Origin of the sequence: Luedemannella flava (genome assembly GCF_039528515.1) — a bacterium.
Lineage (GTDB): Bacteria > Actinomycetota > Actinomycetes > Mycobacteriales > Micromonosporaceae > Luedemannella > Luedemannella flava.
The window spans coordinates 1-22,852 of sequence record NZ_BAAALT010000088.1 but is presented as its reverse complement, the minus strand read 5'-3'; the positions used below and the strand labels follow the sequence as shown (position 1 = coordinate 22,852).

The following is a 22,852-nucleotide window of genomic DNA, read 5'->3' as shown; positions in this document are numbered from 1 at the left end:
CCGCCGGCCCGGGGGCCGGTCGCCCGCGGCTCGCCCGCCCGCACGCCGCCCGCCGTCCGCAGTTCGCTGACCAGCGACGGGCCCGCGGTTGAGGGGCCCGCCGTCGACGGGCCCGGCGTGGATGAGCCCGCCGGAGAATGGCCGGAAGGTCCCGCGGTGCCCGAAGTGCCGGCGCCGTCCGGCGAGCCACTCCCGCCGAGCGACCCGCTGCCGAGCGACCCGCCCTCGCCGGGCCCGGCAGCACCTGAGGGGCCGCCGCCGGTCGGGTCGGGCGGCCCTGCGCGCATGCCGCCGCTCCGCGGGTCAAGACTTGTCACCTGGGTAGCCTATCGCCACGGTCTCGAAGCGGTCTCGGCGTCGGCGTGTCGAGGCGCACCGTCGTGGTCGAACGTCTGTCGCGAGATAACGTGCGCCCGTGAGGTCCCCACGGCGTTGCTCCCGCAACGGCTGCCCTAAGACGGCCGTCGCGACGCTGACCTACGTCTACGCCGACTCGACCGCCGTGGTCGGCCCGCTGGCGGCCTTCTCGGAGCCGCATTCCTACGATCTCTGCGAGGCCCACGCACGCGGCCTGACGGCGCCCCGCGGGTGGGACCTGGTCAGGCACGAGGGCGAGTTCGACCCGCCACCGCCCAATGTGGACGATCTCGTCGCGCTCGCCGAGGCGGTCCGGGAGGCCGCCCGGCCCACCAACGCGGACGGGGACATCCCGCCCCCACCCACCGGCCGGTCCACCCGCGCGACCGGCGGGGGTAGCCTGGGGCGTCGCGGCCACCTCCGGGTGATCCCGCCGCAGCGCTGACCCAGGTGCGGCGTTCACCCCTTGCGTAAGGATGGCCGTGTACCCGCACGGGCGCTATGTCGATGAGCCGGACGAACCGGCGGACAAACCGGAGCCGACGTGGCGGCGGGTCCTACGTCGCACAAAACTCGTGATCTTCATCAGCGTGGCGGTGGTGATCGTCATCCTGATGTATGGCTACGGCCTGCTCCGGTCGAGCGCGGGCGCCGTCAGTGTGAAGGCGGGCGACTGCCTGCCGGCCACGGCGGTCGCGGAGGGCGCCTCGGCGGGCGAACTGGACGCGGTGGACTGTGCCGGCACCGGGGCCGCCTACCAGATCGTGGCGCTCATGCGCGATCGGTCAAAGTCCGCGCAGCACGAGACCCTGTGCGAACTGCTGCATCCCACCTCCGACGGGGCGATCTGGGTGGGCCGGCTCGGCACCGGCACGGCGCTCTGCCTGCACGAGCTGTGACGCCTGCAGGAGCTGTGACGCCCGCAGGAGCTGTGACGAGCTGAGGGTCAGCCGCCGAGGAGGCGCGAGAACAGGGCCGCCCGCCGCGAGGGGCGGCCCGTCCGGGCCTCCTCGGCGTCGGCGGCCGTCATGACGCGCAGGCCGGCGTTGACCCCCAGCCAGCGCAGCGGCTCCGGCTCCCAGCGCGGCGACCGGTGCCCCACCCAGGGCAGCCGGACCAGTTCGGAGTCCTCGCCCGTGATCAGGTCGGCGAGCGTACGGCCGGCGAGGTTGGCCGTGCCCACGCCGTCGCCGACGTACCCGCCGGCCCAGGCGATCCCGGCGCGCCGGTCGAGCCCGACGGACGGGTGCCAGTCGCGCGGCACACCGAGCGGCCCGCCCCAGTGGTGCGTGATCTCGACGTCCGCCGGCAGGGCGGGGAAGAAGTCGGCGAGCGTCTCGCGCAGGGCCGCGTGGACCCGCGCGTCCCGGTCGAACTCGGGCCGTACGGTCGACCGGAAGTGGTAGGGCGCGCCGCGCCCGCCGAACGCCAGCCGGTCGTCGGCCGTGCGCTGGCCGTAGATGATCAGGTGCCGGTGGTCGGTGAACGTCTCGCGCCCGGCCAGCCCGGCGGTCCCCCAGAACGTCGCGGGCAGCGGCGCGGTGACCAGCATCAGCGAGTACACGGGCGCGACGACGCGGCGCAGCGCCGGCAGCGCCGGCGTGTACCCCTCGGTGGCGCGCACGATCGTCCGGGCCCGGATGGTGCCGTGCGCCGTGAGCACCGCGCCGTGCCGCATCGCGCGGACCCGGGTGCGCTCGTGGACGCGCACGCCGCGCCGCTCGACCGCGCGCGCCAGGCCCCGGACCAGCTTCGCCGGGTGGATCGCCGCGCAGTGCGGCGTGTACGTCGCGCCGAGCACCCCGGCCGCCCCGCACCGCCGGGACGCCTCGTCGGCGTCGAGCAGTTCGAGATCGCCGTCGGCGAAGCCGTACTCCCGGGATTCCTGAATGTCCTCGCGCGCCCGCTCCAGCTGCACCGGGGTGCGGGCCAGCATGATCGTGCCGCCCTTGGTGAAGTCGCAGTCGATGCCCTCGGCGGCCGCGACGGCCCCGACCTCGTCGACCGTGGCCTGCATGGCGCGGTAGAGCGCCACGGCCGCTCCGCGCCCGTGCCGGCGGGCGAGCGCCGACACCGACTGCGGGAAAAGCGCGGAGCACCAGCCGCCGTTGCGGCCGCTGGCGCCGAAGCCCGCGATCTCCGCCTCGACCACCGCGACCCGCAGCGACGGGTCCGCCCGGGCCAGGTAGTACGCGGTCCACAGGCCGGTGTACCCGGCGCCGACGACGCACACGTCGACGTCGGTGTCGCCGGGCAGCGCCGGCCGGGGCGTCAGATCGTCGTCCACACTGGACATCCAGTGGGACAGGGCGCGGTAGTCCACGGGCTTACAGGTGCTGCCAGGCTTCGGTGAGCACCCCGCGCAGGATCTGCTCGATCTCGGCGAAGTGCGACTCCTCGCAGATCAGCGGCGGGGCGAGCTGCACCACCGGGTCGCCCCGGTCGTCTGCGCGGCAGTAGAGGCCCGCCTCGAAGAGCGCCTTCGACAGGAAGCCGCGCAGCAGCCGCTCGGACTCGTCGTCGCTGAACACCGCGCGGGTGGCCTGGTCCTTGACCAGCTCGATGCCGTAGAAGAAGCCGTCGCCGCGCACGTCGCCGACGATCGGCAGGTCGCGCAGGCGCTCCAGGTACGACCGGAAGACCGGCGCGTTGGTGCGCACGTGCTCGAGCAGGCCTTCGCGCTCGAACAGGTCGAGGTTGGCCAGCGCCACGGCCGAGGCGACGGGGTGGCCGCCGAACGTGATGCCGTGCAGGAACGCCTCGGTGCCCGTGGCGAACGGCTCGAACAGCCGCTCGCGTACGATCATCGCGCCCAACGGCACGTACCCGCTGGTGATGCCCTTCGCACAGGTGATGATGTCGGGCTGGTACCCGTACCGCTGGGCGCCGAAGTACTCACCCAGGCGGCCGAACGCGCAGATCACCTCGTCCGAGACGAGCAGCACGTTGTACCTGTCGCAGATCTCGCGGACCCGCTGGAAGTAGCCGGGCGGCGCCGGGAAGCAGCCGCCGGAGTTCTGCACGGGCTCCAGGAACACCGCGGCGACCGTGTCGGGGCCCTCGAAGAGGATGGCCTCCTCGATCCGGTTCGCCGCCCAGAGCCCGAACGCCTCCGCGTCCGTCCCGTCGGGACCCGCGGTGCCGGCGGGGGCGCGGTAGAGGTTGGTGTTGGGGACCTTGATGCCGGTCGGCACGAGCGGCTCGAAGTCCGCCTTGATCGGGGCCAGCCCCGTGATCGACAGGGCGCCCATCGACGTGCCGTGGTAGGCGATGTGCCGCGAGATCACCTTGTGCTTGGTCGGCTTGCCGGTGCGCTTGAAGTACGCCCGGGCGAGCTTCCACGCGCTCTCCACCGCCTCGGACCCGCCGGTGGTGAAGAAGACCCGGTTCAGGTCGCCGGGCGCGAGGGTGGCCAGGCGCTCGGCCAGCTCGACGGCCTTCGGGTGCGCGTACGACCACAGCGGGAAGTACGCCAGCTCGGCGGCCTGCTTCGCGGCGGCCTCGGCGAGCTCGGTGCGACCGTGTCCGGCCTGCACCACGAACAGCCCGGCGAGGCCGTCGAGGTAGCGCTTGCCGTGCTGGTCCCAGACGTAGGCGCCCTCGCCACGGACGATGACGGGCACGTCGGCGTCGCGGTAGGACCCCATCCGGGTGAAGTGCATCCACAGGTGGTCGGCGGCGTGCCCGCCGATCTGTTCCAGCTCCGTGTCGGACATGGTCCCGCCTCGCAATGCTGTGGTGACGACGCTGCTGTGGTATTGGCGCTGCTGTGGTATTGGCGCTGCTGTGGTATTGATGCTGCTGTGGTATTGATGCTGTGGCACCACGGTTATCGCACAGAATCGCAGGTCAAGCAAGCCCTAAGCGCAGCCTATGACACCTAACGCAACGGAATCCGTTGTTGCCTGACCGACCCCTAAGCCGTGCCCCAGCTATAGGTCTGCTTGCGGAGCTTGAGGTACACGAAGGCTTCGGCCGCGGTGACGCCCTCGACCGAGCGGATCTGCTGCAGGATCTCCAGCAGGTGGTCGTCGTTGCGGCACACGGCCTCGGTGAGCAGGTCGAAGGAGCCGGCCGTGATCACCACGTAGTCGACGTCCGTCAGCTCGGCGAGCTGGTCGGCGATGCGTTCGAGGTCGCCGGACGAGCGGATGCCGATCATGGCCTGGCGGGGGAAGCCCAGCTGCAGGGGGTCGGTCACGGCGACGATCTGCATGATGCCGGCGTCGAGCATCCGCTGCACCCGCTGGCGTACGGCCGCCTCGGACAGGCCGACGGCCTTGCCGATCGTCGCGTACGGCCGCCGGCCGTCCTCCTGGAGCTGCTCGATGATCTGCTTGGCCACGTCGTCGAGCAGCGGGTTCGCCCCGTCGCGCCCGGTTTCCCGGCCGGCGTGCCCCCGGCCGGCGCCGTTGCGGCGGTGGTTGCCCCGCTGCTCTTCCATGGCCGCTCCCTCAGGTCGTTCGTGGTGGGCTAGTGTGGCTGGTCCGGGGTCGGGTGCGACGCTCAGTCGGCGGTCCGTTACCGTGCCGTGTCCCGGCTGTTGCTCGACGGTTTCCCGATGGCGCGAACAATGTCGATTAGGACGCGACCGTCGCCGAGAGTCTCGCGTATTTCGTCGCCAGCCGCTACAACCGCAACGGAATCCCTTGTGACGGACTGTTTGGTCTGCCAGGATCGGTGCTCACCTGAGCTGATCGTCAAACCCCGCTGATCGTCGAACCCCCCACTCGCGACCAGTCGCTCGAAGGAGCAGTCCGGTCCGTCGGAGCCCGACTTCCGTAGGAGCACGCTATGCGCACTTCCTCCCGCAAGCCGCTTTCGCCTGAGGCGTCGGCCGTGGTGGCCGCGTTCGGTGGATCTGGATCGATGTCCCGGCGGACCCTGATGCGCGGCACCGCGGCCGCCGGCGCGCTGGCCGCCCTGGGCGGCTCGCTCGCCGCGTGCGGCACCAAGGGCACGAAGCAGACCGAGGCCACCTGTGTGAGCACGGACAACTCGGCGACCGAGAAGACCCTGGCCTTCTCCAACTGGCCCCTCTACATCGACGTTGACGAGAAGGACGAGACCAAGCGTCCCTCGCTGATCGGCTTCGAGCAGGCGACCGGCATCAAGGTCACCTACGCGGAGGACATCAACGACAACAACGAGTTCTTCGGCAAGATCAACAAGCAGCTCGGCGCCTGCCAGTCGATCGACCGCGACGTCATCGTCATGACCGACTGGATGGCCGGCAAGCTCGTGCGCCTCGGCTGGATGCAGAAGCTCGACAAGGCCAACCTGCCCAACGTCGCGGCCCACCTCTCGTCGTTCCTGAAGGCCCCCAGCTGGGACCCCAACGACGAGTACGGCGTGGTCTGGCAGGCCGGCCTCACCGGCGTCGCCTACAACGCGAAGGTCACCAAGGAGGTCAGGTCCATCAACGACCTCCTCACCCGGCCCGACCTCAAGGGCAAGGTGGCCATGCTCAGCGAGATGGAGGACACCATGGCGCTGATGCTGCTCGCGAACGGCAACGACCCGCGGACCTTCACCGACGCCCAGTTCGACGCCGCGCTCGCGAAGCTGGAGAAGGCCGTCCAGTCCGGGCAGATCCGCAAGTTCACCGGCAACGAGTACGCCCAGGATCTCGACAAGGGCGACATCGCGGCGTGCTTCGCCTGGTCGGGCGACGTCATCCAGCTCGGCTTCGAGAACGAGAACGTCAAGTGGGTCAACCCCGAGGAGGGGTTCACCTACTTCACGGACAACATGATGGTGCCGAACAAGGCGACGCATAAGGCGAACGCCGAGAAGCTCATGAACTACTACTACGACCCCAAGGTGGCGGCGGAGGTCGCGGCCTGGGTCAACTACATCTGCCCGGTCGACGGCGCGCAGGCCGAGATGGCGAAGGTCGACCCGGAGCTGGCGGAGAACCCGCTGATCTTCCCGACCGGCGAGGAGCTGGCCAAGGCCAAGGACTTCCGGACCCTGACCGACGCCGAGATCAAGTCGTACGGGGAGAAGTTCCAGAAGGTCATCGGGGCCTGAGCAATGACGTCGTCCCCCTCGACTGAGCTGCACCTGGCCAACGTCACGAAGAAGTTCGCCGCGTTCACGGCGGTGGACGACCTCACGCTGACCGTCCCGCAGGGCTCGTTCTTCGCGCTGCTCGGGCCGTCCGGTTGCGGCAAGACGACCACCCTGCGGATGGTCGCCGGCCTGGAGGAGCCCACGTCGGGCAAGGTGCTGCTGGGCGGCGTGGACATCGCCCACAAGCGCCCCTACCAGCGCCCGGTCAACACGGTCTTCCAGAGCTACGCGCTCTTCCCGCACCTGAACATCTTCGACAACGTCGCGTTCGGCCTGCGTCGGCGCGGCGTGAAGAGCCGGGACATCAGGACGCAGGTCGGCGAGATGCTGGACCTGGTGCAGCTGGCCGGCCTGGGCGCACGCAGGCCCGCCCAGCTCTCCGGCGGCCAGCAGCAGCGCGTCGCGCTGGCCCGGGCGCTGATCAACCGGCCGCAGGTGCTGCTGCTCGACGAGCCGCTCGGCGCGCTCGACCTCAAGCTGCGCCGCCAGATGCAGATCGAGCTCAAGCGCATCCAGACCGAGGTCGGCATCACGTTCCTGCACGTCACGCACGACCAGGAGGAGGCCATGTGGATGGCCGACACCGTGGCCGTGATGAACGCGGGCCGCATCGAGCAGCTCGGCGCCCCCGCCGACATGTACGAGTTCCCGGCCACCGCCTACGTCGCCAACTTCCTCGGCCAGTCCAACCTGCTGTCCGCGACGGTGACGGGCCGCGCCGGGGACGACCTCACGCTCGACGTGGGAGGCACGCGGTTCGCGGCGCCCGCGAGCCGCGCGAGGTCCGCGCAGGGCAACGTCTTTCTGGGGGTACGTCCGGAGAAGGTGCAGTTGGCACCCGCCGGCACCGCCCTGCCGGACGGTCACGTCGGCATCGACTCGGTCGTCACCGACACGTGCTACGCCGGCGTGAGCACCGAGTACCTCCTGCGCACGCCGTGGGGCCAGCAGCTGTCCGCGTTCTCGGCCAACGCGCAGGCCGGCGGCCCGCTCGCGCCGAACACCCCCGTGGTCGCCTTCTGGCATCCGTCGCACTCGTTCGTCCTGCACCGGGCACCCGGCAACCAGCCGACGGACGGTTACGAACTGCCGGACAACCTGCCCGCGGGCACCAGATGAGCGCGTTGGGCCACCTGGGCGGGGGCGGGTCGTCCGTCGCGGTGCCGCCGCGCGCGAGCGAGCCGGTCGCGGGTGCCAAGCGGCGGCGCGTCCTGCCGTACCTGCTGCTCCTGCCGGGCGCGCTGTGGCTGACCGTCTTCTTCATCGCGCCGCTCGTCTCGCTGTTCGCCACCAGCCTGTACGACCCGACCGGGTCGCTGCAGGACGGCTACGCGATGACGTGGCACTTCGCCAACTACGCCGACGCGGTGCGCGACTTCCTGCCGCACTTCGGCCGCTCCCTGGCGTACTCGCTGATCACCACGCTGGTCTGCCTGCTGCTCGGCTACCCGTTGGCGTACGCGATCGCGCAGAAGGCGGGCCGGTTCAAGAACCTGCTGCTCGTCTGCGTGATCGCGCCGTTCTTCACCAGCTTCCTGCTGCGCACGCTCGCGTGGAAGACGATCCTGTCGGACAACGGCGGCCTGGTGCGGTTCCTGCGCGACCTGCCGCTCGTCCCGGACGACCTGCGCCTGCTCGCCACCCCGTTCGCCGTGGTGTGCGGTCTGATCTACAACTTCCTGCCGTTCATGGTCCTGCCGCTGTACGCCAGCCTGGAGAAGCTCGACGGCCGGCTGCTGGAGGCCGCCAGCGACCTGTACGCGGGCTCGTTCGCCGCGTTCCGCAAGGTGACGCTGCCGCTGTCCATGCCCGGCGTGGTCGCCGGCACGCTGCTCACGTTCATCCCCGCGGCGGGCGACTACATCAACGCGTCGTTGCTCGGCACCCCGAACACCACGATGATCGGTAACGCGATCCAGTCCCGGTTCCTCGTCGTCAACGACTACCCGTCGGCGGCCGCGCTGTCGTTCGTACTCATGGGTGCGATCTTGATTCTGGTCCTCATCTATGTCCGCCGTGCCGGCACAGAGGAGGTCGTGTGATGTGGCGTTGGCTCCGGCAGCGGTGGACGCTGTGGGTCGGGCTGCTCGTGCTCGTGTACATGTTCGTGCCGATCTACTACGTCGTGCGGCTGTCGTTCGACCGCTCCAACGGCCGGCTCGACTACGACCTCAACGGCACCTTCACCACGGAGTACTGGCACTCCGCGCTGCGGCCCGGCGAGATGCGCGACGCGGTGATCAACAGCCTGCTCATCGGCCTGATCGCGACGGTCGTGGCGACGATCCTCGGCACGCTGATGTCGTTCGCGCTGGCGCGGCACCGGTTCAGGGGGCGGGCGTCGACCAACCTGCTGATCTTCCTGCCGATGGCGACGCCCGAGGTGGTCATGGGCTCATCGCTGCTGGCCCTGTTCGTCTCCGCCGGCATCCCGCTCGGCTTCGTCACGGTGCTCATCGCGCACGTGATGTTCTGCGTGTCGTTCGTGGTGGTCACCGTGAAGGCGCGGCTCGCCGGCATGGACCCCCGCCTGGAGGAGGCCGCCATGGACCTCTACGCCAGCGAGCGGCAGACGTTCCTGCGGGTCACCCTGCCGCTCGTCGCGCCGGGCATCCTGGCCGCCGCGCTGCTGTCCTTCTCGCTGTCCTTCGACGACTTCATCATCACGAACTTCAACACGAGCGCCACGTTCACCACGTTCCCCATGTACGTCTGGGGCTCCTCGCTGCGCGGGATCCCGCGCGAGGTCAACGTGGTCGGCACCGTCATGTTCGGCGTCGCGTTCGTCATCGTCGTGATCGGCGAGATTCTCAGCTGGCGCCGCCGCAGGTCGCTGCGGTCGGCGCTCCGCGCCTCGACGCTTCCAACTTCGTAGTCCGCGTTGTCGGGGATGATCCGTTATGGTGGGCAGCCATACCATCCGAGCATCGCTTGCTGATGCGGAGAACGTTCCTTTCTGGTTGGACCGGTCCCTGCGGCCGGAGGCGCAGCCGCCGCTGACCGGACCGGCGACCGCCGATCTCGCGATCGTCGGCGGCGGGTACTCGGGTCTGTGGACCGCGTTGCTCGCCAAGCAGGCCGACCCCGCGCTCGACGTGCTCATTGTGGAGCGCGGCGTGTGCGGTGGGGAGGCGTCCGGGCGCAACGGGGGCTTCTGCGCGTCGAGCCTCACCCACGGGCCGGCCAACGGGTCGGCCCGGTTCCCCGACGAGGCCGACACGCTCGTCGCGCTCGGCCAGCGCAACCTCGACGCCATCGGGGCGACCATCGCCGAGCTGGGCATCGACTGCGACTGGGAGCGCACCGGCGAACTGTCGGTCGCCACCGCGTCCTGGCAGCTCGCCACCCTCGACGACGAGGTGGCGCTCGCGGAACGCTTCGGCCAACGGATCGACGTGCTCGACGCGGAGGCGACCCGCGCGGAGCTGAACTCGCCCACCTATCTGGGCGGGGTCTGGCACCGCGACACCACCGCGCTGCTCGACCCGGCGAAGCTGGCCTGGGGCCTGCGTCGCGCCTGCCTCGACGCGGGCGTCCGCATCGCCGAGCACACCGAGGTCACCGGGCTGCGCGCCGATGGGGCGGCCTTGCGCCTCACCACGGCCGCAGGTCCGGTACGGGCCGGGCGGGTGGTGCTCGCGACGAACGCGTTCGCGCCGTTGCTGCGTCGGCTGCGGGCCTACATCGCCCCGGTCTACGACTACGCGGTCGTCACCGAGCCGCTGACGACCGGGCAGCTCGACTCGCTGGGCTGGCGCAACCGGCAGGGCCTGTCCGACTCGGCGAACCAGTTCCACTACTACCGCGTCACCGCCGACAACCGGATCCTCTGGGGCGGCTACGACGCGATCTACCACTACGGCAACCGGATCCGCCCCGACCTGGAGCGGCGCCCGGCCACGTTTGAGCTGCTCGCGGGCCAGTTCTTCGAGACCTTCCCCCAGTTGGCCGGGGAGGTCCGCTTCTCCCACCAGTGGGCCGGCGTGATCGACACGTGCAGCCGGTTCTGCGCCTTCTTCGGCAGCGCGTACGGCGGCCGTCTCGCGTACGCGACCGGCTACACAGGCCTGGGCGTCGGCGCGACCCGCTTCGGCGCCGCCGTCATGCTCGAACTCCTCCGTGCCCCGGGCCCTCATGACTGGGGTCCGGTCATCCCTGGTCGGGCGCTCCCGGGTTTCGGGTCGTTGACCTCGTTGCGGTTCGTGCGGAGCAAGCCGGTGCCGTTCCCGCCGGAGCCGGCCCGCTACCTCGGCATTCAGGCGACCCGCTGGTCGCTGGCCCGCGCCGACGCGCGCGACGGCCGCCGCAACCTGTGGCTGCGCACCCTCGACCGGCTCGGTCTCGGCTTCGACAGCTGATCGGCTGCGACAGCTGATCCGTGTGGTCGGCGCCGTCCCTTAGTTTGCAGAACCCTTTTTCTATTTATTCATCCATTAAAAGGAGTTTAGTGATGCGCATCCTTCAGATCGGTGCCGGCGGCGTCGGCGCCGCCGCCGTCCGGATCGCGGCCCGCCGCGCCTTTTTCGAGACGTACTATGTGGGTGATTATGATCTTGATCGCGCGGAGCATGCGGTGGCCGCGGTGAGTGGGACCGACGGGCCTGACCCGCGGTTCGCCGCGGTGCGGGTCGACGCCTCGGACGCGGCCGCCGTCGCCGCGCTGTGCCGGGAGCACCGGATCACGCATGTGTTCAACGCGGTCGACCCGCGGTTCGTCATGCCGATCTTCGAGGGCGCGCTGGCGGCGGGGGCCGACTACCTGGACATGGCGATGTCGCTGTCGCGGCCGCACCCCGACCGGCCGTACGAGCTGACCGGCGTGAAGCTCGGCGATGAGCAGTTCGCGGCAGCGTCGCGGTGGGAGGCCGCCGACCGCCTGGCGCTCGTCGGCATCGGCGTGGAGCCGGGCCTGTCGGACATCTTCGCCCGGTACGCCGCCGACCACCTGTTCACGTCGATCGACGAGGTCGGTGTGCGCGACGGCGCGAACCTGACCGTGTCCGGCTACGACTTCGCGCCGTCGTTCTCCATCTGGACGACGATCGAGGAGTGCCTGAACCCGCCGGTGGTGTGGGAGAGCGACCGCGGCTGGTTCACCACGGAGCCGTTCTCCGAGCCGGAGGTGTTCGACTTCCCCGAGGGCATCGGCCCGGTGGAGTGCGTGAACGTGGAGCACGAGGAGGTGCTGCTCATCCCGCGCTGGGTGGACGCGCGCCGGGTCACCTTCAAGTACGGCCTCGGCAACGAGTTCATCGACGTCCTCCGCACGCTGCACAAGCTCGGTCTGGACGGCACCTCCCCGGTGTCGGTACGCGGCGCCGGCGGGCAGTCGGTCGAGGTGAGCCCCCGCGACGTGGTGGCCGCGAACCTGCCCGACCCGGCCGGCCTGGGCAGCCGGATGAGCGGCAAGACGTGCGCCGGCACCCTGGTGCGCGGCATCGGCGCCGAGGGCACGCCGTTCGCCGGCCGCCCCCGCGAGACGTACCTCTACCACGTCGTCGACAACGAATGGTCCATGCGGGAGTACGGCTCGCAGGCCGTCGTCTGGCAGACCGCGATCAACCCGGTGGTGGCGTTGGAGTTGCTGGCGTCCGGCGCCTGGACCGGCACGGGCGTCCTGGGCCCGGAGGCCCTGGACCCGGTCCCGTTCCTGGACCTCCTCACCGAGTACGGCTCCCCGTGGGGCCAGCGGGATAGCGTCCCGGCATGTGGGTGAGTCGCTCATGCCGGTAATCCGCCCGTACGGCCCGGCCGACGACGCCGGCCTCGCCAACGTCTGCATCCGCACCGGCGCGGCCGGCGAGGACGCCACCGGTCGCTACGCCGATCCGACCGTCCTGCCGAACCTGTTCGCCCTGCCGTACGCCCATCTGGAGCCCGAGCTGGCCTTCGTGGTCGAGGACCCCGGCAGCNTGAGCCGGAGAGTGCTGAGCCGGAGAGTGCTGAGCCGGAGTGCTCGGTGCCCGGCGGCATTGTGGGTTATGTGCTGGGCACCGCGGACACGGCGAGGTTCGCGGGTCGGTTCCGCGAGGAGTGGCTGCCGCTGGTCGCCGACAAATACCCGCTGGTGGCGAGCGGCGCGGGCGGCAGGCCCGCGAACCCCGACGAGAGGATGGCGGACAACCTGCACCACCCCGAACGCATGGTCATCCCGGCACTGGCGCCCTGGCCGGCGCACCTGCACATCGACATCCTCCCCGCGTACCAGCGTCGCGGCCTGGGTCGTCAGCTGATCGCGGCCTTCTTGGCCGCGTTGCGTGAGGCCGGCGTCCCGGCCGTGCATCTCGGCATGGCGACGGCCAACGTGAAGGCGCGCGCCTTCTACGACCGGGTCGGCTTCGAGGTCATCGACGTTCCGGGCGCCAGCGCGGACGCTACCTACCTTGGCCTACGCCTCTAGGCCGGCCAACCGCTAGATCGGCTAGATCGGCTAGGTCGGCCTAGTGCTAGGTCGGCCTAGTGCTAGGGCCGGCGGGCGCCTCCCGCGTCAGCGGCTGAGGGTGGCGCAGGGCAGCGCCCGGCCGGTCACGGCGCCCGGGTCCGGCGGCGGGCGTTGCGTAGAGGGCGTTGCCCGGGGTCGATCCACGGCGGTGGGATGAACTCGGGCAGCCCGTCCTTGCCGAGGCGCACCCGCCAGCCGTCGGGTTCGTGAAGCAGTTGGTGGTGGACCCGACAGACCAGCACGCCGTTGCCGATGTCCGAGCCGCCGCCGTGCAGCCAGGAGTGCATATGGTGGGCCTCGGTCCACGTTGGGCCGCGGTCGCAGCCGGGAAAGGCGCAGCCCTGGTCGCGGATGACCAGGGCACGCCGGGCGGCGCCGGTGAACAGCCGCCGGGCCCGGCCGACGTCGAGGACCTGCCCGTCGCCCGACAGGACGGCGGGCAGGATCGCCGCGTCGCACGCCAGTCGCCGCACGATCGCCGGGCTCAACGCCTCGCCATGGTCCGTGTGCCCGATACCGAGCGCCCGCGTCAGCACGTCGTAGCTGGTGGTGACAACCAACTGGGTCGGCAGCCCACCCTGCGCGGGCAGCCCGCCCGACATGCTGGGGCTCCGGATCGAGTCACCATCGGCGGCGCCGCACCCGGCCGTGGCGCCCGTGGCGCTGCCGTAAGTCGCCGCGCCGTCTGCGGCCCCGCTGCCCTTGGCCGTGCTGCCTTTAGTTGGGCCGCTTGTGGTTGTGTTGCCGGTGGCCGTGCGGTGCATGGCCCGCTGGCACAGGTCGATCAAGCCGTCGGCCCGGCGTTGGCATGCCGTGCGGTCGTCCGCTGTGCCCCGCGGCGCGGAAAGGGGGTCGAGCGCGGTGCGCAGGATCGTCGCGCCCTCCCGGTCGAGGTAGCCCCGGATCAGCGTGCCGCCCATCGCGTCGTCGTGCAGGTCGAGGCGCCGGGCCCGGTGCGCGCGGGCCTCGGCCCGCTCCAGCGCCCGGCGCTCCGCCTCGTCCGCCACGTCGGGGGCGATGACCGCCAACGCGTGTCGCCCGGCCACCCGCAGGCCGCGCGGGTCCAGCGAGGCCGCGTGGTCGAGCAGCAACGCCTCGACCCGTGCAACGACATCCGCCGCGTCGGCGTCACCCGCGTCGGCGTCACCCGGGTGGGTGTTGACCAGGTCGGCGTGGTCTGGGCCGAAGTGGGTCATGTCGGGACCCGATGGCACGTCGCGAGAGCCCGGGCCGTTGCTGACATCTGGCGCTCCTGGCGCGGCGAGGTCGTCGACCGACCGTGGTTCGCCTGGAGCGGGGCCGTCAGAAGTGGCCGATGAGAGCTTGAGCAGGGCGGGCAGGTCGTCGGGGAGCGCGTCGAGGGACTCGACGATCGCGTGGGCCTGCTCCTGGGTGAGTTCACCGGCGAGCAGGCGGCGGCGCGTTCCCGGGTGGCGACGGAGGGCCCGGGCCAACCTGAGTGCGGCGCTCGCCGCGCCCGCCGACATGCGCCAGCGCCAGCGGAGCCAGGCCATCGTTGACGTGGCGCCGGCGTCGTGGGCGAGCCCGCGTTCGTCCAGCTCGCCGAGGGCCACGAGCTTGAGGGCCGCCACCCGTTGCTCCAGGGCGTGGAGCGCGGCGCAGTCGGCGAGCAGAGCCGCGTCGCCCGGCGACCAGGTCGGTCGGGCGGCGAGGCGCGTCACCGCGTCCGCGATCGTGGTCAGCTCCCCCGCGAGCATGGCCCAACATTAGTACTGACGTACGAAGATCGGAACCGTCAGTTGCCTGTTTCCTATGGGGAAGCAGAGCCGAGCGGGACCAGCGGTCCACTATGGACTATGCCAGGAGAGCCGCGGTCCAAGTGTCGAGGTTGCGTTCTATGTAGGTCGCGGCCGGACCCCAGTGGTCGCCGTGGCCCTCGGCGTAGAGCCTGGCCCACGGTTGGGCGCCCGTCAGGGACGAGGAGTGCAGCAGGTCGTACATGGCGCGCGTGCGGGCGACGATCAGTGGCGGCAGGGCGCGGCGCTGCCGCTCGTCCAGGCCGTAGCCGTCGGCGAAGGCGCGCAGGCGGGGCGCGTCCACGGACGGCGAGCCGCCGGGGGAGAGCGGGACGAAGCCGTGGGCGGCGTAGGCCAGGTCCCATAGTCGGGTGCCGGGGCCGGCGCCGTCCCAGTCGATGAAGACCCAACGGCCCTCGGAACAGACCAGATTCCACGGGGCCAGGTCGTTGTGGCAGATGATGTCGTCGCCGTCGGGTTCGAAGAGGGTGCCCCAGGTGAGGCCGGGCGGGGGGCGGAAGGAGGCCACGGCGTCGTGGAGCTCCCGGATCAGCCCGCCCACCCGGCGCAGCTCGGCCGGGGTCATCGGCGGCAACGTGTCCGCCATGGCGCCCGGCACGTACTCGAGGATGTGTCGGCCACGCTCGTCGCGGCCGAGGGTTCGCGGCGCGCCGGCGAAGCCGGCGTCCGCGAGGTGGTGCAGCAACGCCTCAATGGCCGGTGTCGCGGCGGTCGCCGGCTTGCGGACGGTCTCGCCGACGCGCACGACCGAGTCCGCCACATTCCCGCCGACCAGCGGAATCTCAAGCACGGCAACCCCCTTACCCGATCAGCGGCGCTTCAGGACGAAGACGCCCCAGCCCAGGAACTCCCGGGCGTAGGTCACGTAGCGCAACGGCTCGGTGGTCAGCTCCTCGCGCAGCTCGGCCGCCAGCTCGTGGTCCGGGTTGGCGTCCAGCCAGGTCCGGATGTTGAACCACTGGGAGGCCGAGTACCGGTCCCAGCTGTCCTGGTCGGCCAGCACCATCTCCAGGATGTCCCAGCCAAGCTCGCCGAAGAGGCGGACCAGGTCGGGAAGCGACCGGAAGTCGGACTTGTCGGCGGTCCAGCAGCCGTGCACGGTCTCCTGGTCCGGCGGGTCGAGCCGCCAGTACGGCTCGCCGACGAGGAGCAGGCCGCCCGGCCGGAGGCTGCGTTCCAGCAGGTCGATCGTGCCCGGTACGCCGTTGCCGATCCAGGTCGCGCCGAGGCACGCGGCGATGTCGACGGGCTCGTCGGCGACGTAGCCGACGGCATCAGCCTCGACGAAGCGCACCTGGTCACGCACGCCCAGTTCGTCGGCGCGGGCGTCGGCGGCGACCGTGTTGGCCGGGTTGATGTCGACGCCGAGACCGGTGACGCCGTGGTCGCGGGCCCAGGTGCACAGCAGCTCGCCCTTGCCGCAGCAGAGGTCGAGGATCGACTGCCCGGGGCGCAGGTGCGCCGCCTCGCCGAGCGTGGCGAGCTTGTCGGGCGTGAAGGGGTTGAGGATCCGGTGGTCAGCTTCGCGGATCGTGTAGCGCAACATGTCCAATGCAGGGATTCCTGACGTATGAAGGGTTCGGGCTGGAAATCTGCTGAATCCGGCCGAGGACCTTCATACAAATCACCCCTTGGTACGTGGACGTGCCCCCGGAGCGTACCGAGCCGCGCCCCGGGGGCAACGGATTTATCGCGCCGTCGCCTCCGTGAAGGCCGCGTCGATGATGTCGAGACCAGCGCCCAGTTGCTCGTCGCTGATGACCAGCGGGGGCAGGAAGCGGAACACGTTGCCGTACGTGCCGCAGGTCAGCACGAGCAGGCCCGCCTCGTGGCACGCCTTCGCGACCGCCGCCGCCAGCTCGGGGTGCGGCGTGAGCGTACCCGGATGGTTGAGTTCCACCGCGAGCATCGCACCGCGGCCACGGACGTCCGCGATCGCGGCGTGGCGTGCCGCGAGGACCCGCAGACGCGGGACCATCACGGACTCGACGCGGCGCGCGGCGGCGTTGAGGTCCTCCTCGCGCATGGTCTCGATCGAGGCCAGCGCGGCGGCGCAGGCCACCGGGTTGCCGCCGTAGGTGCCGCCCAGGCCGCCGGGGTGGACCGCGTCCATGATCTCGGCGCGGCCGGTGACGGCGGCCAGCGGCAGGCCGCCGGCGATGCCCTTCGCCGTCGTGATGAGATCCGGCACGACCGACTCGTGCGAGCACGCGAACCAGTCGCCGGTCCGGCAGAAGCCGGTCTGGATCTCGTCGGCGATGAACACCGCGCCGGCCTGCGTCGCCCACGCCGACAGGGCGGGCAGGAAGCCGGGCGCGGGGACCACGAAGCCGCCCTCGCCCTGGATCGGCTCGATCAGCACGGCGGCCACATTCGACGCGCCGACCTGCTTCTCGATCATGTCGATCGCCTGCGCGGCGGCGACGGACCCGAGGAGGCCGCCGTCGCGCAGCGGGTACGACATCGGCACCCGGTAGACCTCGCCGGCGAACGGGCCGAAGCGGTGCTTGTACGGCATGTTCTTGGCGGTCAGCGCCATGGTGAGGTTCGTCCGGCCGTGGTAGGCGTGGTCGAACACCACGACGGCCGGGCGCCCGGTGTAGTGGCGCGCGATCTTCACGGCGTTCTCGACCGCCTCGGCGCCCGAGTTGAACAGCGCCGAGCGCTTGTCGTGCGTGCCCGGCGTCAGCTCGTTGAGCTGCTCGCAGACGGCGACGTACGACTCGTACGGGGCGACCATGAAGCACGTGTGCGCGAAGCGCTCCACCTGCGCCCTGACCGCCTCGACGACGCGTGGCGCGGCGTGGCCGACGCTCGTGACGGCGATGCCGGAGCCGAAGTCGAGCCACTCGCGGCCGTCGACATCGGTGAACGTGGCGCCGCTGCCATGGTCCACATAGGAGGTCAGCATGTTGGACACGCCGCGCGACACGGCGGCGGTGCGCCGCTTGTGCAGCTCCTCGGACGGGGTGCGGCCGCCTCCGGCGGCCACTGAGGAGGACGTGCTCATCTACGCCTCGCCGATGAAGTGCATGACGTGCTTGATCCGGGTGTAGTCCTCCAGGGAGTACACCGAGAGGTCCTTGCCGTGGCCGGAGTGCTTGAAGCCGCCGTGCGGCATCTCCGAGATGAACGGGATGTGCGTGTTCACCCAGACGCAGCCGAAGTCGAGCTTGGTGGTCATCCGCATGGCGCGGCCGTGGTCGCGCGTCCAGACCGAGGCGGCCAGGCCGTACTCGACGCCGTTGGCCCAGCGGACCGCCTCGTCCTCGTCGGAGAACCGCTGCAGCGTGATGACCGGCCCGAACACCTCGTCCTGGATGATCTCGTCGTCCTGGCGGACGCCGGTGACCACGGTCGGGGTGTAGAAGAAGCCGACCGAGCCCTGGCGGGCGCCGCCGGTGACCACGTTCGCGTGGTCGGGCAGCCGGTCGATGAAGCCGGTCACGCGGGCGAGCTGGTTGGCGTTGTTCAGCGGGCCGTAGAGGATGTCCTCCTCCGTCGGGGCGCCCGTCCTCGTGTTGGCGGCCTGCTCGGCGAGCGCGGCGGCGAACTCGTCGTAGATGCCGGGGCCGACCAGCACGCGGGTCGCGGCAGTGCAGTCCTGGCCGGCGTTGAAGTAGCCGCCGATCGCCACCGCCTCGGCGGCCGTCGCGATGTCGGCGTCGTCGAAGATGACGACCGGGGCCTTGCCGCCCAGCTCCAGGTGGGTGCGCTTGAGGTCCGGCGCGGCGGCCGAGGCCACCTCGCGGCCCGCGCGGGTCGAGCCGGTGATGGACACGATCTGCGGGGTCGGGTGCGACACGACGGCGCGGCCGGTGTCCCGGTCGCCGCAGACGACGTTGAACACGCCCGCCGGCAGGAACTCGGCGGCGATCTCGGCGAGCAGCAGCGTCGACAGCGGGGTGGTGTCCGACGGCTTGAGGACGACCGTGTTGCCGGCCGCCAGCGCCGGGGCGATCTTCCAGATGGCCATCATGAGCGGGTAGTTCCATGGGGTGACCTGGCCGGCGACGCCGATCGGCTCGCGCCGCACGTACGACTCGTGGCCCGCCATGTACGTCCCCGCCGAGCGGCCCTCCAGCATCCGGGCCGCGCCGGCGAAGAAGCGCAGCTGGTCGACGCAGGGCGGGATCTCCTCGTCGGCGGTGAGCTGACGCGGCTTGCCGGTGTTGAGGCACTCGGCGTCCAGCAGGTCCCCGGCCCGCGCCTCCACGGCGTCCGCGAGCTTGAGCAGCGCGAGCTGGCGCTCCTTGGGCGTGGTGCGGCCCCACGACTCGAACGCCGTGGCGGCGGCGTTCATCGCCTTGTCGACGTCGGCGTCGCCGGAGACCGGGGCGGCCGCGAACACCTCGCCGGTGGACGGGTCGATCAGGTCGGCGTACCCGCCGTCGGTCGGCTCGGCGTACCCGCCGTTGATGAAGTTCCGGAGCACCCGCTTGTCCGCCATGTGCGACTCCCGTGTCGGCTGTAATCGCGATTTGCTCGCCATCCTTGCAACTGATTCCGCAGCGGACAAGGTAAGCGGCCACTATTTCCGTGCTCCGGTTGACCGGTCTAGTCTGCGGGTAGACGCGCACACGGAGGTGTTCGGACATGACCCCGTTCTGGGTGGCGGGCAAGGCGCAGACCGGCAGCGACGAGCTGACCGTGACCCATCCCTATGACGGTCGGGTCGTCGGCACCACGTCGTGGGCCACGCCCGAGCAGGTCGCGGCCGCCGTCGCGGCGGCCGCCGCGGTTGCCGACGAGGCCGCCGCGCTGCCCGCCTTCGCCCGCGCCGCGGCGCTGGACCACGTGAGCCGGCGGCTCGCCGGACGCGCCGACGAGGTCGCCCGCCTCATCACCGCCGAGAACGGCAAGCCGCTCAAGTGGGCCCGCGCCGAGGTCGGCCGCGCCGTGTCGACGTTCCGCTGGGCGGCTGAGGAGGCCCGCCGGTTCAGCGGCGAGCTGCAGCGCCTCGACACCGACCCGGCCGCCGCCGGGCGCCTGGCGCTGGTCAAGAGGGTGCCGCGCGGACCGGTCCTCGGCATCAGCCCGTTCAACTTCCCGCTGAACCTGGTGGCCCACAAGGTCGCCCCGGCGCTCGCGGTCGGCGCCCCGATCGTGGTCAAGCCGGCGCCCGCGACGCCGCTGTCGGCGCTGCTGCTCGGCGAGATCCTCGCCGAGACCGACCTGCCCGCCGGCATGTTCTCCGTGCTGCCCCTGCCCAACGAACGCGCCGCCGGGCTGGTCGCCGACCCGCGCCTGCCCGTCGTGTCGTTCACCGGGTCGGGTCCGGTCGGCGCCCGGATCCGGGCCGCCGTCCCGCACAAGCACGTCACGCTGGAGCTGGGCGGCAACGCGGCCGCGCTGGTCTGCGCCGACTGGTCGTCCGACGCCGACCTCGACTGGGCGGCCACCCGCATCGCCACCTTCTCCAACTACCAGGCCGGCCAGAGCTGCATCGCCGTCCAGCGCGTGCTGGCCCACCGCGACGTCTTCGACCGGCTGCGCGAGCGGGTCATCGCCAAGGTCGGGGCGCTGCGCACCGGCGACCCGAACGACGAGGCCACCGACGTCGGGCCCCTGGTCAGCGAGGACGCGGCCAGGCGGGTGGAGACGTGGGTCAGCGAGGCGCTGTCCGCCGGCGGCACCCTGCACACCGGGGGAGTACGGGCCGGAGCCAGCTACGCGCCGACCGTCCTTTCCGGCGTGCCGGCCGACGCGAAGGTCTGCGCCGACGAGGTCTTCGGGCCGGTTTTGGTCATCGCCCCGGTGGAGTCGGACGAGGCCGGCTTCGCCGCCGTCAACGACTCGGCTTTCGGGCTCCAGGCGGGCGTGTTCACGCACAGCCTGCGGACCGCGTTCGCGGCGCACCGGACGCTCAGAGTGGGCGGCGTGATCGTCGGCGACGTGCCGAGCTACCGCGCCGACCAGATGCCCTACGGCGGGACGAAGGGCTCCGGCGAGGGCCGCGAGGGCCTGCGCCCGGCGATGGACGACTACACCGAGGCGCGCGTGATGGTACTCACAGGCATCGATATTTAGTCGCGGAACCTGCTGCACGCCTCGCCGTAACCGGGCCTCGTTAGGCTGTTCCTGACCAACTCAAACTAGGGAGCAGGCCCGTGGCTGACCTTTCGGCGATCGTGAAGGCGTACGACGTGCGGGGCACCGTCCCCGACCAGCTCAACGAGGACGTGGCCCGGGCCATCGGCGCCGCCTTCGTGCAGACGCTGGCGGCGGGCGGCGAGGCGGTCGACACGATCGTCATCGCCTACGACATGCGCGCCTCGTCGCCCGGCCTGGCCGCCGCGTTCAGCGCGGGCGCCCGCGGTGAGGGCGCCAACGTGATCATGGCGGGCCTCGGCTCGACCGACCTGCTCTACTTCGCCTCCGGCAAGCTCGGCCTGCCCGGCGCCATGTTCACCGCGAGCCACAACCCGGCCAAGTACAACGGCATCAAGATGTGCCGCGCGGGCGCGAAGCCGATCGGCCAGGACACGGGTCTGGCCGAGATCCGCGACCGCGCCCAGGCGATCATCGACTCCGGCGCCGCGCCGGCCGAGCCGACCGGCACCGAGGAATCCCGCGACCTGCTCGTCGAGTACGCCGCGCACCTGCGCACGCTGGTCGACCTGAGCGGCATCCGGCCGCTGTCGGTCGTCGTGGACGCCGGCAACGGCATGGGCGGGTACACGGTCCCGGCCGTGCTGGGCGACGAGGCGCTGCCCGCCCTGCCGCTGACGATCATCCCGATGTACTTCGAGCTGGACGGCAACTTCCCGAACCACGAGGCGAACCCGCTGGCGCCGGAGAACATCGTCGACCTGCAGAAGGCCGTCGTGGCACACGGCGCCGACCTGGGCCTGGCCTTCGACGGCGACGCCGACCGCTGCTTCGTGGTCGACGCCGACGGCAACCCCGTCCCGCCGAGCGCGATCACCGCGCTCGTGGCGACCCGCGAACTGGCCAAGCACCCCGGCTCGACGATCATCCACAACCTGATCACGTCGAAGGCGGTGCCGGAGATCGTCGCTGAGCACGGCGGCACGGCGGTGCGCACCCGGGTGGGCCACTCGTTCATCAAGGCCGAGATGGCCACCACCGGGGCGGTCTTCGGCGGCGAGCACTCCGCGCACTACTACTTCCGCGACTTCTGGGGCGCCGACACGGGCATGCTGGCCGCGATGCACGTGCTGGCCGCGCTCGGCGAGCAGGACGGGCCGTTGTCGGAGCTGTCGGCCGAGTTCACCCGGTACGCGGCCAGCGGCGAGATCAACTCGACGGTCGACGACCAGCAGGGCCGCCTGGCGGCGGTCCGTGGCGCCTTCCCGGACGCCGAGCTGGACGAGCTGGACGGCCTGACGCTGAGCTTCGCCGACAACTCGTGGGCCAACCTGCGCGCCTCGAACACCGAGCCGCTCCTGCGCCTCAACGTCGAGGCCCCCACGGAGCACCGCATGGCCGAACTCCGCGACGCCATCCTGTCGGTAGTCCGCGCCTGACCCACCCCCACCGCGCCCTCGGCTCGGCGTGGCGAATCTGGACCACCTAGCGACCCTTATTCGCCACAGCCCGGGCGGGGGGCGGGGTGGCGGCGGCGCGGGTGGGGGAGGCGGCGTTGAGTGGATGAGTCGGGTTGGTGGGCGGCGACTAAGCTGCCCTCAGCCCGCAATATGTCGTGGGAGCACTGTGTCGTGGAAGGAGCTTCCGGTGTCGCTTGACCCGCAGCTGTTGGAGATCCTCGCCTGCCCGGACACCCATCACGCGCCCCTGCGGCACGACCCGGCCGAACAGACCCTGACGTGCACCGAGTGCGGCCGCGTCTTCGAGATCCGCGATGACATCCCGGTGCTGCTGCTCGACGAGGCACGCCCCGCGCGGGGAGCCGCCGAATGATCCCCGACGGGCAGGCCGGGCTGCGCGGACACCGCCAGCTCGACGAGGCCCTGCTCGACAACGCGGCCGCCCTGGCCACCGCCGACCAGTCGAACATGCTGCGCGCGCTGGCGTCGGCCGGCGCGCAGGTGCGCGAGTCGGCTGCCATGGCCGCCGAGGCCAACCTCGCGCAGATCGCCGACGAGGGCCGGCCGCGCGCCGTCGTCGTCGCGGGCGTCGGCACGGCGGCCCGGGCCGGCGACATTCTCGCCACCGTGGCCGGCTCGCGGTCCCAGGTGCCCGTGCTGGCGCACCGCAGCGCCGGCGTGCCCGGCTG

Annotated in this window: 20 protein-coding genes and 2 pseudogenes; 13 read left to right on the top strand and 9 right to left on the bottom strand. The window is 71.4% G+C overall.

Going from position 1 to position 22,852, the window contains the following annotated elements; genetic code table 11:
• Nucleotides 1-317: pseudogene (locus ABD211_RS16320) on the bottom strand (hypothetical protein); the annotation flags it as partial.
• 98 nt (nt 318-415) lie between these two features.
• Between ABD211_RS16320 and ABD211_RS16315 the strand changes: the two are divergent.
• Nucleotides 416-802, top strand: coding sequence for a DUF3499 domain-containing protein (locus ABD211_RS16315; protein ID WP_344131894.1), 387 nt, complete (start codon nt 416-418; stop codon nt 800-802).
• Between the two features lie 37 nt (nt 803-839).
• Nucleotides 840-1,256, top strand: coding sequence for a hypothetical protein (locus ABD211_RS16310; RefSeq protein ID WP_344131891.1), 417 nt, complete (start codon nt 840-842; stop codon nt 1,254-1,256).
• 47 nt (nt 1,257-1,303) lie between these two features.
• Here ABD211_RS16310 and ABD211_RS16305 read toward each other — a convergent pair whose 3' ends face one another.
• The 3 genes from ABD211_RS16305 to ABD211_RS16295 form a co-directional block, all read right to left on the bottom strand.
• Nucleotides 1,304-2,653: an NAD(P)/FAD-dependent oxidoreductase gene (locus tag ABD211_RS16305; RefSeq protein ID WP_344131897.1), complete on the bottom strand. Its 1,350-nt coding sequence runs from the start codon at nt 2,651-2,653 to the stop codon at nt 1,304-1,306.
• Nucleotides 2,654-2,684: 31 nt separating this feature from the next.
• Nucleotides 2,685-4,073, bottom strand: a complete 1,389-nt coding sequence (locus ABD211_RS16300) for an aspartate aminotransferase family protein (RefSeq protein ID WP_344131888.1) — start codon at nt 4,071-4,073, stop codon at nt 2,685-2,687.
• A gap of 200 nt (nt 4,074-4,273) precedes the next feature.
• Complete coding sequence (locus ABD211_RS16295; protein WP_344131885.1) at nt 4,274-4,801, bottom strand: Lrp/AsnC family transcriptional regulator; 528 nt, start codon at nt 4,799-4,801, stop codon at nt 4,274-4,276.
• A 425-nt stretch (nt 4,802-5,226) separates the two neighbouring features.
• Here ABD211_RS16295 and ABD211_RS16290 point away from each other — a divergent pair, with 425 nt between their 5' ends.
• The 7 genes from ABD211_RS16290 to ABD211_RS16260 all read left to right on the top strand — a co-directional run bounded on the left by ABD211_RS16290 (nt 5,227) and on the right by ABD211_RS16260 (nt 12,832).
• Nucleotides 5,227-6,390, top strand: coding sequence for an ABC transporter substrate-binding protein (locus ABD211_RS16290; RefSeq protein ID WP_344131882.1), 1,164 nt, complete (start codon nt 5,227-5,229; stop codon nt 6,388-6,390).
• A gap of 3 nt (nt 6,391-6,393) precedes the next feature.
• Nucleotides 6,394-7,551, top strand: coding sequence for an ABC transporter ATP-binding protein (locus ABD211_RS16285; protein WP_344131879.1), 1,158 nt, complete (start codon nt 6,394-6,396; stop codon nt 7,549-7,551).
• Complete coding sequence (locus tag ABD211_RS16280) at nt 7,548-8,474, top strand: ABC transporter permease (RefSeq protein ID WP_344131876.1); 927 nt, start codon at nt 7,548-7,550, stop codon at nt 8,472-8,474. The genes ABD211_RS16285 and ABD211_RS16280 overlap by 4 nt, the downstream gene beginning before the upstream one ends.
• Nucleotides 8,474-9,307, top strand: coding sequence for an ABC transporter permease (locus ABD211_RS16275; RefSeq protein WP_344131873.1), 834 nt, complete (start codon nt 8,474-8,476; stop codon nt 9,305-9,307). Before ABD211_RS16280 ends, ABD211_RS16275 begins: the two co-directional genes overlap by 1 nt.
• Before the next feature lie 25 nt (nt 9,308-9,332).
• Nucleotides 9,333-10,790, top strand: coding sequence for an NAD(P)/FAD-dependent oxidoreductase (locus ABD211_RS16270; RefSeq protein WP_344131870.1), 1,458 nt, complete (start codon nt 9,333-9,335; stop codon nt 10,788-10,790).
• Between the two features lie 92 nt (nt 10,791-10,882).
• The gene (locus tag ABD211_RS16265) at nt 10,883-12,148 is read left to right on the top strand and encodes a saccharopine dehydrogenase family protein (protein WP_344131867.1); all 1,266 of its coding nucleotides are present in this window, start codon (nt 10,883-10,885) and stop codon (nt 12,146-12,148) included.
• Between the two features lie 243 nt (nt 12,149-12,391).
• Entirely contained in the window at nt 12,392-12,832 is a 441-nt protein-coding gene (locus tag ABD211_RS16260; protein ID WP_344131864.1) for a GNAT family N-acetyltransferase, read from the top strand.
• A gap of 125 nt (nt 12,833-12,957) precedes the next feature.
• Here the strand turns inward: ABD211_RS16260 and ABD211_RS16255 are convergent, their stop codons facing one another.
• From ABD211_RS16255 to ABD211_RS16235, 5 genes are all read right to left on the bottom strand, one after another.
• Nucleotides 12,958-14,592 carry an HNH endonuclease signature motif containing protein gene (locus ABD211_RS16255; RefSeq protein WP_344131861.1) on the bottom strand — a complete coding sequence of 545 codons (1,635 nt, stop codon included), beginning with the start codon at nt 14,590-14,592 and terminating at the stop codon, nt 12,958-12,960.
• 97 nt (nt 14,593-14,689) lie between these two features.
• The gene (locus ABD211_RS16250) at nt 14,690-15,442 is read right to left on the bottom strand and encodes a phosphotransferase enzyme family protein (protein WP_344131858.1); all 753 of its coding nucleotides are present in this window, start codon (nt 15,440-15,442) and stop codon (nt 14,690-14,692) included.
• 18 nt (nt 15,443-15,460) lie between these two features.
• The gene (locus ABD211_RS16245; protein ID WP_344131855.1) at nt 15,461-16,198 is read right to left on the bottom strand and encodes an SAM-dependent methyltransferase; all 738 of its coding nucleotides are present in this window, start codon (nt 16,196-16,198) and stop codon (nt 15,461-15,463) included.
• Nucleotides 16,199-16,339: 141 nt separating this feature from the next.
• A complete protein-coding gene (gene gabT, locus ABD211_RS16240; RefSeq protein WP_344131852.1) occupies nt 16,340-17,662 on the bottom strand; it encodes a 4-aminobutyrate--2-oxoglutarate transaminase in 1,323 nt (440 codons plus the stop codon).
• Nucleotides 17,663-19,102 (bottom strand): gamma-aminobutyraldehyde dehydrogenase, encoded by a 1,440-nt coding sequence (locus ABD211_RS16235; RefSeq protein WP_344131849.1) that lies wholly within the window; start codon nt 19,100-19,102, stop codon nt 17,663-17,665.
• Nucleotides 19,103-19,248: 146 nt separating this feature from the next.
• On the opposite strand from ABD211_RS16235, the gene ABD211_RS16230 reads away from it, so the two are divergent.
• From ABD211_RS16230 to ABD211_RS16215, 4 genes and pseudogenes are all read left to right on the top strand, one after another.
• Nucleotides 19,249-20,682: an aldehyde dehydrogenase family protein gene (locus ABD211_RS16230; protein WP_344131847.1), complete on the top strand. Its 1,434-nt coding sequence runs from the start codon at nt 19,249-19,251 to the stop codon at nt 20,680-20,682.
• An 80-nt stretch (nt 20,683-20,762) separates the two neighbouring features.
• Nucleotides 20,763-22,142 carry a phosphomannomutase/phosphoglucomutase gene (locus tag ABD211_RS16225; RefSeq protein ID WP_344131844.1) on the top strand — a complete coding sequence of 460 codons (1,380 nt, stop codon included), beginning with the start codon at nt 20,763-20,765 and terminating at the stop codon, nt 22,140-22,142.
• Nucleotides 22,143-22,350: 208 nt separating this feature from the next.
• Entirely contained in the window at nt 22,351-22,536 is a 186-nt protein-coding gene (locus tag ABD211_RS16220) for a Trm112 family protein (protein WP_344131841.1), read from the top strand.
• A pseudogene (locus tag ABD211_RS16215) lies at nt 22,536-22,852 on the top strand (SIS domain-containing protein); the annotation flags it as partial. The gene ABD211_RS16220 and the pseudogene ABD211_RS16215, both read left to right, overlap by 1 nt.